Here is a 9,997-nt window from a genome sequence, read left to right as displayed (position 1 = left end):
TTAGGTTACAGACCACCAGCACCCCAAACCCAAGTACCCAGAATCATCCAGAATCAACCTATGATGCTGCAATGATTTACTATAGAAAAACTCTCTTTGGTAATGGACCTAAATTGACAGCAGTTCACTTTCGCTGTTTACTTATCACTGGTTTGGTAATAAATATGTAGTTGCAGGTATTACTGGTGGAATGTGTTTTATTGCTGACTTATTAATACATCCAACGCATTTCGGTAGCTATACAATTGAAGCAATTGTGACTGGAGCTGTTACCGCTATTATTTCTTTGACGGTAAACTTTGTTGGTAAGAAGTTTTTTATGTATGGAAGAAGTAAGCTGACTAAAAACTAATCCCATCATCAATTTTTTAATAGGAATCTATAGATGTTGTCAGATGATCAGAAAAAACTTATTGAAGCTGAAGAGACTCATCGTCATGCGTTTAGAAAAACGTTAGAAGAAGCTAGTGCAGCCGTCTCAAAAACAGTAGATGATGTCGTTACAGAGGTTAAAGAGGAAAAAGCCAAGTTAGGAACCCAGGTGATGGGCTTTCTCAATAGCTCGGTAGGAACCCTGCTGCTATCTTCTGTGGTGATCACTGGTGGTGCAGGATTAATTCAGCAAATTCAGCATAATTATGATACGCAGCAAAAAAAGCGTGAACAATTGGTAATCTACAAGTTTGAGATTGAAAATCGCCTTGATAATATGGAATTTGCTTTGCGTCGTGCTCAAACTGTGGGTGACGCTAAAGATGCACTTAACAGATTATTTAAAAGTAAGTTTCCGCTGAGCCCTGAATTACAAAATAGGAGTTTGGCTTCTCTCTATTTGAATATCTATGAGCTAGTGCCAGGCACTGAAAAGCAAAAGGCCCAAGCTGCGATTGACTTTATTCGTGAGCTAGAAGAAGCTGAATATTTGCTTAATTCACAAACTAATGATGCTAAGCCGATAGATTCACAAGACAAGGTTCAGTTTAGTAAGTTAATTCAGTCTATTCGGGCCTTAAAGCTCAATGCTTCATAAAATGAGACTTTGAATGCATTAGGCCCTCACACTTTAGTGTCGGTTTAACCGACATCTTTGCCATCGGACCATCCAGCCGCCTGCGGATGCCAGTAGTTGCAATCAGCCTCTATGACCCAGGTCGCACGTTCCAATCGTGCTGGGCAGGCCAAAAGCATGACTGGCCGATCAGATCTAGTCAAAAAATCTGATTTTTCACTGCCCTAAAGGAGTGCAAGTAACCAGGAAACTTTCATATGGACCTGATATTGTCACTGCCAATAATAAAACAATGAGAATCAATTTGAAAACTTCATCTAACATTGAACCAAAAAATCAGTCTCGCCGTGATTTACTAACATCAGGAGCGGCCGTTATAGGTAGTACTCTCTTGCCTGCCGGTGTACAAAATGCACAGGCTCAATCCAGCTCCAATAAGTGGAAGGCGCTCGACCTAACTCGGTAGCAATCGATCTCATGGATTGACCTCTTGCCAGACCACGTGAGACTGCTTCACGCTCAGCCAAAGTTAATGCCAAGGTTGATCGAGTTCGCTCTGGGGGTCTAATGCCGCCAGTTTGCACAAAGATGCCTTGTATGGACGAATGATTGCGATCAAATAACTGGGCAATCTGCTGGAGAGAATCTCCCTTTTTCCAGCGCTCCCACATTAAGTCCTTCTGGGTAGCTGTGTAATAGATTCGAGGTCGTTGTTTCATGGGCAACACTCCTTGCGCTTACGCAATTTATAGTGTGTTGCATCGACGGGTTGAAATCAAGGTCAATAGAGGTCGGTAGAGTAGAGGATCAAGCTAGACCCTGGTCGATTCTGCCCCGATCACCAAGAATCACAATAGCTTACTTATTGGGCTATTTTAAGAATTATTACTCTTACTATTCAGTAATAAAAATAACTTCTTATGATTGTTACCGTACATAAGAAGTAGTTAAAAATAACTAGACTTGATAGAACAGATCTTCGAGCTGACTTGGCATTCTGCCAAACCTACCGCCCTAGATTTGAATGCAGAGTAACTGTATTGCTTACTTATTTTGGATTTTCTTAAAACGATAGGATACGTAATGAATAAACCAGAATTATTAGAAAAAATTGCAACAAATGCTGATATTTCAAAGGCATCTGCAGAGCGAGTTCTTAAAGTCGTCATGGAGACAGTCATCAAAACTGTTTCCAAAGGGGATAATGTGCAATTAGTTGGTTTTGGTACCTTCAAATCTGGTAGGCGGGCCGCTCGCATTGGCCGTAACCCGCAGACTGGAGCGGAGATTAATATTCCAGCTGTTAAGACAATTAAATTCTCGTCAGGTAAGGCATTTAAAGATGCTGTGAATAAGCGAAAGTAATTTTGGATTCAATATCCTTTTGCCCTAGTCGGTCCCGCACGGGGCTACTTAGAAACTTAATAGCCCACTTGTTGGGCTATTTTTTATAAATTGCTACTCTTCCTATCCAGTAATAAAAATAATTTCTTATGGATGGTACCGCACATAATTATTAGCAAGAAATAACTAGACTGTCTATAACAAACCTACGAGCTGATTTGGCGTCCTGCTAAATCTACTGCCCTAGATTTCGAACATAGTTCAATTACTCACCCTAATTATGCTTAGCTTCGTTTCAAGGAAGGGATAAAAAAATGAACAAGAAACAGTTGTTTCAAAAGATCATAACTCATCATTTGTATGGGCCACAACAATATGATGGCAGAGAGGTATTCTATGATGCCGATAAAGGGCAATTTTGGGATCCTCGTATGAACTCGTATTTAGATCATGAAGTCGGTCGAGTGTTAATTGATCTTTATTTTGGACGCGGAAAGGCCCCAGTCACTCCGATAAAATAATCCGCCTTAATTGGACAAGAGATATATTTGGGGAAAAGCTTAAATATGTACGGGGTCAACCATAACGGTTTGCTCTCAATCCTTATGTGCGCTATCGAACAGACTTAATCTATAGTAACTATAATAGTTATAGTAGCATTAAGTGATCTGTTACATAAAATATATATAAAGAATAAATGCTTTTAGTTAAAGAACAAAACCAATTATTCAATTCCTTTCCCCCAGAAGAATGGAAGAGGTTACTGCTTCACTTCACACTGGTTGACATGGAACTTGGTATGGTTTTATATGAGCCAGGAGTGAAGATGACTCATGTTTTCTTTCCGGCCACTGCAATTGTTTCTTTATTGTATGGATTAGAAAATGGAGCATCTGCCGAAATTGCTATAGTAGGTAATGAAGGTTTAGTGGGCATATCAATTTTTATGGGTGGTGAAACATCTACTAGCAGGGCCGTTGTCCAAAGTGCAGGCTTTGGTTACAAAATCAAGTCTAGTATTTTATTGGACGAATTTAATCGATCTGGTCCAGTAATGCACCTTCTACTACACTACACCCAAGCACTCATAAGTCAAATGACACAAACTGCGGTTTGCAATCGGCACCATTCTTTAGATCAGCAATTATGTCGATGGTTATTACTAAGCGCCGATCGTCTAACAGGGAATGAGCTCATTATGACGCAGGAGCTTATTGCCAATATGCTGGGCGTTCGCAGGGAAGGGGTAACTGAGGCAGCAACAAAACTCCAAAAGGCAGGTCTAATTAAATATGCCCGTGGTCACATCACTCTCTTAAATCGAACTGGCCTAGAACAGCGTAGCTGTGAGTGCTATAAGGTTGTGAAAAAAGAATACGATAGATTATTACCCAATTGCATTGCAACGTAAGTTGGTTTTTATTGGATGTCTAAGTATCATTCGCTCTTTTAGACTTTGCTCAGCGTCTAACTTTCGGGTAAATTTTTTTACCAGCTAATCAAAATTATTTATTACGCACCCCGCTGAATCAGAGCTGCTAACAGCAAACATCCATTTAGTTTTATAGAGCACCAAAGGCAATTAAAAGGTGGAAGAGCGATATTGTGCTAATAAGTGAAGCAAGTTTTTCTCTTCTAACAGAAGTAAGTCTTACTCATCAACATCTCGTCATTGTGTACGGTAGCAGACATAAATATTTATTAATACCCTATATAGTGACTAAATTATTAAATTAATTTAGGCGGTAAAAAATGATTTCGATCAAATCGTTGGCTTTTGCTAAATATCTAAATGCCTCAACTTCTTTAAATTGGATTAATGCTAATCATAAAATTGATCTTGTAGAGGAGCAGTTGCTGAATCATATTTTATTGATGACATTTAAGGGCGATGATCTATTGGTAGGGGATCTCCTAGTTCTATGGCAATTTGGTTCACAAGCGACGATTCATAAACGATTAAAAAGTTTGAGTACTAAAGGTTATGTTGAGTTTCGAGAAGGAAAGCTTGACGGCCGAAAAAAATTAATTTATTTAACAGCAAAAGCAGATAAGCATTTTCAAAAGCTATCTGTGTATTTAAATAAAGCATTAAAAGAATTGGAAATAAGATAAATAATTTTGCTTTGGAGACAAAGGTACCAACGTACATCATATAAGTGGTAACTCGGATCACGAGTTTGAATCGCTATCACTTATATAGACATTATCTAGCATAATATTTAGTTTATTAGAAGGTGTTTAATGAGTGCAAAAAGACCATTAACAGAAGAGTTTAAGTTAGAGGAACTCAAGCAAGTGCTTGAGTGAGGTTTTGATTTCAAGACGTCGCTTCTAGATTAGGTATTTCGTCTCATAGCCTGTATGCCTTGATTAATAAATATGGCATTCCAGCAGGGTAAAAGCAAGGGTGGATATCTTTGATTACATTAAAATGTTTTACAACCTGGTTAGGCATCATAGTTATAACGTTGGGCTTTCTCCGGTAGTATTTGAAAAGTAGTACCAAGCGAAGTTTGCAAGTGTCTCGGGTATTGTCAGTGATTCAATATAACTTAGGGGCTATTCCTGAAAATAGCTACTAAAGTCTTTAAACGTTTTAGAGCTAGAGAAGTTGGTAGAACATTTTTTATTCTGTTATCAACCGAATCGATCCCAATCTTAATCAGATTTAGTCTAGCCAGCTCTTTCGTAACTGCATGAAGCGTTGCCTGAGATCCTATTGTTTTTAGTAAAATAATCTCTTTAACGTGGCAGGCCTTATTGGTAAGATATTTTTCACATATATAGTCGAGGATGAAGGCCTGTCTATCATTTACGTGATAGCTTTTATTGATTGATCTTGCTTTGTCGATCTTGGATAAGTATTCCAGCATGATGTTTGCTATCGCTTTACTTCATTAATTTTTGTGTCGATATTGCCGTAGACCTTCCAATATTTGATATCTTCAAATAGCTTATCGAGATCTGCATAAGATAGGTCCTTCATATCTTTTAGGGTGAATGAATTACCTGACTCTAGTTTTTGTATGGCATTGGCGTATGTCAGTTTAGTCATCTATAGCTCCTTATTTTACTAATGATTATTCTGAATAAAATAAATCAAATAATTCATAGCTTGCCAAGTTCAAGTTGGCAAATATAATAAATCTGACATAGGGCTATAAAAGGTACATGATGTTAGATTGGCAAGGAAACATCCTAGGGAGTTTTCACTATCAACCAATTCGTGATCGAGCGTTTCCATTTAGCTTTTAGAGCTGGACTGATCAATCGGTTCGGAGAAATACCTACGGCCAGTAAATTAGCGATTGAATTTAATCTACGTAACTTTCAGTCAAAGCCAATCAGTCGTGAAACAGCAAGAAAATGGATCAACGGCCAATCAATTCCAGAGACAACAAGACTGAAGACTTTAATTGCCTGGCTTGACTTAGATGCATCGTTTATTTACTCTACGACTGTCACCGAGAAAGCCAGCATTCATGTAGCGATTGAGAGCGAGCAAGATAGGGCAAAAGTAGATGCCTATGGGCGACGAAAAATAGAGATGTTGGCACAAGCTGCTTTGAACTTTGTTACACCCCTTGCGGCTGTATTAAATTCAGAGGGCGTCATTATCTTGGTTAATAGTGCATGGCGATCTGCTGCCATGCTATATCCAAAATTAAAAGGGGGAAGCCTAGGATGTGAGGGCGTCAATTATCTTGCTGTTTGTGAGAAAGCAATGGGACCAGGCTCTGAGGAAGCTAACAAAGTGGCTAGATCGATTCGTGCAGTTATTGCGGAAAACACAAAAACATTTACTTCAAAATATCCTTGCCACAGCAATGGAGATAAAAGATGGTTCGAGGTGAAGGTATCTGCCTACAAACACTTTGATGACGTATGTTGTGTTGTTATCCATATGCCGATTACTGAAGCGACTTTTAAGAAGAAAAACTGATTGGAGAGCTCTGATTGAAGTTTTCTTTAAAAGGAAACTTAGCCAGTTAGCCCTCTTTAACTATAATCCGGCCAAGAGCGTCTAAATCAGATTCATCAACTTCTAAATGGTCATACTCAATGATGGTCGTTCCTTCTAGTTGTTCAATATAGTCTCGTGTCGCATAGTGCGGTGGAATGTAAGCATGGTCATCATGTTGGTAGTCATACACTTTGTAACGATAGACGGTTATTTTCATATTCGGCTATTCAATCATCGCCCCAGTCTGCATAGCTTTCATCCGGGATATGATTCATTTCATTGATTTTGCGCTTTGTTAAATGTTGCCAAATTAATCGCTCTTGTACCAAATCATTGCTTTGCAGTTCAGAAAATTTCTCAGTCAAGCTATCTTCTTCAATTTGTAAATTTTGGGTACCCATGGCATCCTCCTATCAAAGCGGAAAAATGGTTGCTAATGGATGGATTGATTCACGCTGTATCGAGACGGGACCAAGGCGTGCTCAACAAACCCATCAACATCAACTTATGCTGAACCTAATGAGGAAGTTTGTCTAACTAATTATGTAGTTTTTTAGTAGGTGAAATTCTATTGCATGGCACCAAATTACAAGTCAAGATAAGGAATTGCCCACTTTATATTGATATTGCAAATCTTCTTCCCTAAGCGTGATTACTAGAGTAATCTAAAACCATCATTGAACCTGCTGAGGTTGTCATGAGTGGAAAACATGCAATTTATGTGATTGTAAAATCCAAAGATGGGCAGATTGAGAGCAAAGATCATGGCCTGCTCAATTTAATTAATCGCCATCGCTGCGATACGACTTTAATAGCATTTCATAAAGACTGGAATACCAATTGCCTGCATCATTTTGGGTATGTATTAGAAATCGTTGATGTGGGTTACGAGTGGTCATATGAGTAAGCACTTCTATCAATAATTTCTATAGGGAGTTAACATGGAAAAGAAGACAGCCAAAAATACACCTTATCCAGTAAAGGTGGTCAAAGGCCAGACTTACTATTGGTGCAGTTGTGGCTTAAGTAATAGTCAGCCTTTTTGTGATAGGTCACATCAGCGAACAGATTTAAGCCATTTGGAATTTATTGCATCAGAGAGTACAACAGTTTATTTCTGTGGCTGCAAACAGTCAGCTAATGGCCCATTGTGTGATGGAACTCACATCACACTGTGAGGGAAGTTGAATGAAAACCTATCCCATTGCTATTGAGATGTCAGCCTGGATTGAGCTAGGCATTAATCATTACAATATTACAATTGACGATAAATCTACTTTATCGATTAAGCGTAGTGATAATGTCTTGCATACCCGTGATTTGAATCCCATAGAAGTATCTAATCTCATTGAAGCAATCTCTCGAGTTGAAATACCATTGCTGGTATATGTCAGTACTGACCCTACAATTACTTCTTCAAGTTATGAGTTGATCATTAAATCAGCCCATTTTTCAAATGAGTTTAATTGGGAAGATCTTGATCTTGAGAGCGACAACACAGGTTCTTTAGAGCCCTTGGGGCTATTGGCACAATTAATAGAAAAACTAGGACAGCTTCACTAGTATCAAGTGTTGCTTTTTAGTGCTAATTACTATTTTTATATCTAAAACTAACTATATTGACTATGAGAGGGATAGACTGAACTTCTGTAAAAGGTTAGGAGTCTAGTCATGGACAAAAGATATGAACCTGAAGAACAGCGTATAGAAGAGCTCACGCTCGAGAACCTAAGGCTCGCTGATAGAGCCAAAGCCATGGAACAATTAATTGCAGGCTGGAAAGAGGCAAACACGCTGTTAGTATCCAAGCTTCAACCAAAATTAAGCCTTAGAGAATACAAACAGTCTATCAACTATCAACCAGGTGACTCACTTAAATTCATCTAGTAAGTGGCTAATTTTTGAATGCGCCCCGAGCCACCAAGAATCTCAATAGCCCACTTGTTGGGCTATTTTTATCTAGCGGACTCATATAAAGTAGATTAAGCATTGGTTAATATGCCAATTAAACTCTTCTGCTAAATACCCTAAATGCTAAAGCCAATCAAATTCCTTGTTGCCGCAATCATCTTTGTATACAGCATTATTGTGCCGAGCACAGTAATGGCAATTGAGATTGGCCAAACATTACCATTCGAGAGAATCCAAACTTTAGATGGCGCCTATTTTGAAATCCCCAAAAATAATACAAAAAATACACTTATTCAATTATGGGCATCTTGGTGTCCATTTTGCAAGCGCCAAAATAATTATCTAGAGAGCTTCTCTAAGCGTATTCCACCTGGATCTATGAATATTGTGACTATTTCCATAGATAAGACGCCGGCAATTGCCAAAGAATACATGCGGCAAAATCACTATAGTTTTCCAGCGGCAATGATGACGCCAGAACTAAATCAAGCTATTGGGAAAATTCGTGGGGTTCCTGTGCTACTAATTCTTGATGCTAAAAACAAGTTGATTTATAAGGAGATTGGCGAAGTTTTTGAAGAGGATTTTGTGGAATTAATTAAATACGCTAGATGACTTTCGTAAGGGCCCTAAGTTTGCTGTGGTATTGCCATTAGCAGTCTAGAGGCAGGATAAGAATTCTTGATGGTCTGGTGGATTCCACCTAGTACCAAAAAGTCATTGACACGCTCCAGTCGTTCTATCCTGCCTAAAGCAGTAAAGCGTGAGAATCTGGGTAAATGTTTTATCTAAGTTTGGGGTGGTTGCCATCACCCCGCGGACCAATAGATATTTACCTGAGCCACCGATGACTGGGATCATCGAGGTTCTAGTATCGGATTCCCGGCCTGCAACGGTGATAGTGCCATCTGCTAAGGTCAGCGTCCATTGGCATTCACTAAATTTACCGGGCAGCGTGCGAATGCAGAAACCGCTATTTTTACCAATTGGCTCGTGATTGTTGTTTAACAATGGTTGGTCGAACACAAAAATATCACCGGGCGAATCGCCAGGTTCACCAAGGTCAACCCATTGAGCGATGCCACTGCGAGCGTCGGCAATGGTTACAAGGGTTGTTTTGTCATGGGGTAGAACCTCACTTACTGCTTTCGCCGGGCTCTGAGCCCACGCTGTTGTATAAGTCGTAGCGATCACAGCGACGATAGCAAGGATAATTGAGTGTGTCACGCGAGCCCCCAATGTTTCTGTACGAGACTATTATGCTGGAACGGTGTTGAAAAACGAGAATTTCTTAAAGGTTTAAGCATGCCCAATGTTTCGACTTCAGAGCTATGGCAATTTAGCTTAGTTTTCAAAGCCCTAATCTTTGATTGTCTCCAATTCGTCTGTAGCTGCCTCTCATCTCAGATCATGTTTTGTCGGTTAACCCGACAAATTTCTACACTTAACCACTCGACCGCCTGCGGATGCCATCCCGACTTCTTAGCATTCCATCCAATGCCAAGGTTCTCGGTGCGTACTCTACACCTGATCTTGCTAGGCTTATGTCATTGTCTAAGCTATTGTTTTAGCTCATTTTTAAAGCTTCTAAGGCGTAGGTCGCACGTTCGAATCGTGCTGGGCAGGCCAAACACCCGACGGTCCGTACCGGACACATGGTTTACATCCGGTACCGACCACATAGTTTACAGTTGCCGTTCACCCCAATACTTTGGGACCAAATGGATTCTCTAGGGCACTAACTTTATGAGATTCCATATCAAAGT

General features: G+C 39.5%; 16 protein-coding genes and 3 pseudogenes. 13 read left to right on the top strand and 6 right to left on the bottom strand.

Going from position 1 to position 9,997, the window contains the following annotated elements; all coding sequences use genetic code 11:
- Positions 1-385 precede the first annotated feature (385 nt).
- Complete coding sequence (locus ICN21_RS01600) at positions 386-1,030, top strand: hypothetical protein (RefSeq protein ID WP_216176271.1); 645 nt, start codon at positions 386-388, stop codon at positions 1,028-1,030.
- A 44-nt stretch (positions 1,031-1,074) separates the two neighbouring features.
- Here ICN21_RS01600 and ICN21_RS01595 read toward each other — a convergent pair whose 3' ends face one another.
- Positions 1,075-1,212: a hypothetical protein gene (locus ICN21_RS01595; RefSeq protein ID WP_216176270.1), complete on the bottom strand. Its 138-nt coding sequence runs from the start codon at positions 1,210-1,212 to the stop codon at positions 1,075-1,077.
- 234 nt (positions 1,213-1,446) lie between these two features.
- Positions 1,447-1,728, bottom strand: a pseudogene (locus ICN21_RS01590) (helix-turn-helix domain-containing protein); the annotation flags it as partial.
- Between the two features lie 364 nt (positions 1,729-2,092).
- Here ICN21_RS01590 and ICN21_RS01585 point away from each other — a divergent pair.
- The 6 genes and pseudogenes from ICN21_RS01585 to ICN21_RS01565 all read left to right on the top strand — a co-directional run.
- Positions 2,093-2,374 carry an HU family DNA-binding protein gene (locus tag ICN21_RS01585; protein WP_216176268.1) on the top strand — a complete coding sequence of 94 codons (282 nt, stop codon included), beginning with the start codon at positions 2,093-2,095 and terminating at the stop codon, positions 2,372-2,374.
- A 293-nt stretch (positions 2,375-2,667) separates the two neighbouring features.
- Positions 2,668-2,874 carry a hypothetical protein gene (locus ICN21_RS01580; protein ID WP_215327878.1) on the top strand — a complete coding sequence of 69 codons (207 nt, stop codon included), beginning with the start codon at positions 2,668-2,670 and terminating at the stop codon, positions 2,872-2,874.
- 176 nt (positions 2,875-3,050) lie between these two features.
- Positions 3,051-3,764 (top strand): Crp/Fnr family transcriptional regulator, encoded by a 714-nt coding sequence (locus ICN21_RS01575; protein WP_216176266.1) that lies wholly within the window; start codon positions 3,051-3,053, stop codon positions 3,762-3,764.
- A gap of 341 nt (positions 3,765-4,105) precedes the next feature.
- Entirely contained in the window at positions 4,106-4,468 is a 363-nt protein-coding gene (locus tag ICN21_RS01570; RefSeq protein WP_216176264.1) for a winged helix DNA-binding protein, read from the top strand.
- 129 nt (positions 4,469-4,597) lie between these two features.
- Positions 4,598-4,737 (top strand): annotated as a pseudogene (locus tag ICN21_RS11145) (transposase); the annotation flags it as partial.
- 11 nt (positions 4,738-4,748) lie between these two features.
- A pseudogene (locus tag ICN21_RS01565) lies at positions 4,749-4,856 on the top strand (IS3 family transposase); the annotation flags it as partial.
- A 381-nt stretch (positions 4,857-5,237) separates the two neighbouring features.
- Here the strand turns inward: ICN21_RS01565 and ICN21_RS01560 are convergent.
- The gene (locus ICN21_RS01560) at positions 5,238-5,411 is read right to left on the bottom strand and encodes a hypothetical protein (protein ID WP_216176260.1); all 174 of its coding nucleotides are present in this window, start codon (positions 5,409-5,411) and stop codon (positions 5,238-5,240) included.
- A 171-nt stretch (positions 5,412-5,582) separates the two neighbouring features.
- On the opposite strand from ICN21_RS01560, the gene ICN21_RS01555 reads away from it, so the two are divergent.
- Positions 5,583-6,299 carry a hypothetical protein gene (locus ICN21_RS01555; protein ID WP_216176259.1) on the top strand — a complete coding sequence of 239 codons (717 nt, stop codon included), beginning with the start codon at positions 5,583-5,585 and terminating at the stop codon, positions 6,297-6,299.
- A 46-nt stretch (positions 6,300-6,345) separates the two neighbouring features.
- Here the strand turns inward: ICN21_RS01555 and ICN21_RS01550 are convergent, their stop codons facing one another.
- Positions 6,346-6,537: a hypothetical protein gene (locus ICN21_RS01550; RefSeq protein WP_216176257.1), complete on the bottom strand. Its 192-nt coding sequence runs from the start codon at positions 6,535-6,537 to the stop codon at positions 6,346-6,348.
- Between the two features lie 10 nt (positions 6,538-6,547).
- Positions 6,548-6,721 carry a hypothetical protein gene (locus ICN21_RS01545; RefSeq protein ID WP_216176255.1) on the bottom strand — a complete coding sequence of 58 codons (174 nt, stop codon included), beginning with the start codon at positions 6,719-6,721 and terminating at the stop codon, positions 6,548-6,550.
- 296 nt (positions 6,722-7,017) lie between these two features.
- Here ICN21_RS01545 and ICN21_RS01540 point away from each other — a divergent pair, with 296 nt between their 5' ends.
- The 5 genes from ICN21_RS01540 (at position 7,018) to ICN21_RS01520 (ending at position 8,846) form a co-directional block, all read left to right on the top strand.
- Positions 7,018-7,227: a hypothetical protein gene (locus tag ICN21_RS01540; protein ID WP_216176253.1), complete on the top strand. Its 210-nt coding sequence runs from the start codon at positions 7,018-7,020 to the stop codon at positions 7,225-7,227.
- 34 nt (positions 7,228-7,261) lie between these two features.
- Positions 7,262-7,498 carry a CDGSH iron-sulfur domain-containing protein gene (locus tag ICN21_RS01535; RefSeq protein WP_216176251.1) on the top strand — a complete coding sequence of 79 codons (237 nt, stop codon included), beginning with the start codon at positions 7,262-7,264 and terminating at the stop codon, positions 7,496-7,498.
- Between the two features lie 10 nt (positions 7,499-7,508).
- Entirely contained in the window at positions 7,509-7,883 is a 375-nt protein-coding gene (locus ICN21_RS01530; protein ID WP_216176249.1) for a hypothetical protein, read from the top strand.
- A 108-nt stretch (positions 7,884-7,991) separates the two neighbouring features.
- A complete protein-coding gene (locus tag ICN21_RS01525; protein WP_216176247.1) occupies positions 7,992-8,207 on the top strand; it encodes a hypothetical protein in 216 nt (71 codons plus the stop codon).
- Positions 8,208-8,351: 144 nt separating this feature from the next.
- On the top strand, positions 8,352-8,846 hold the full coding sequence (locus ICN21_RS01520; protein ID WP_216176245.1) for a TlpA disulfide reductase family protein: 495 nt from the start codon (positions 8,352-8,354) through the stop codon (positions 8,844-8,846).
- Positions 8,847-8,948: 102 nt separating this feature from the next.
- Here ICN21_RS01520 and ICN21_RS01515 read toward each other — a convergent pair whose 3' ends face one another.
- Entirely contained in the window at positions 8,949-9,425 is a 477-nt protein-coding gene (locus tag ICN21_RS01515) for a dirigent protein (protein ID WP_216176243.1), read from the bottom strand.
- Positions 9,426-9,997: the final 572 nt, after the last annotated feature.

Origin of the sequence: Polynucleobacter sp. AP-Feld-500C-C5, assembly GCF_018882265.1 — a bacterium.
In the GTDB taxonomy this organism is placed as follows: domain Bacteria; phylum Pseudomonadota; class Gammaproteobacteria; order Burkholderiales; family Burkholderiaceae; genus Polynucleobacter.
Note: the sequence above shows the minus strand (reverse complement) of the source record. Positions and strands in the feature narration are given on the sequence as shown.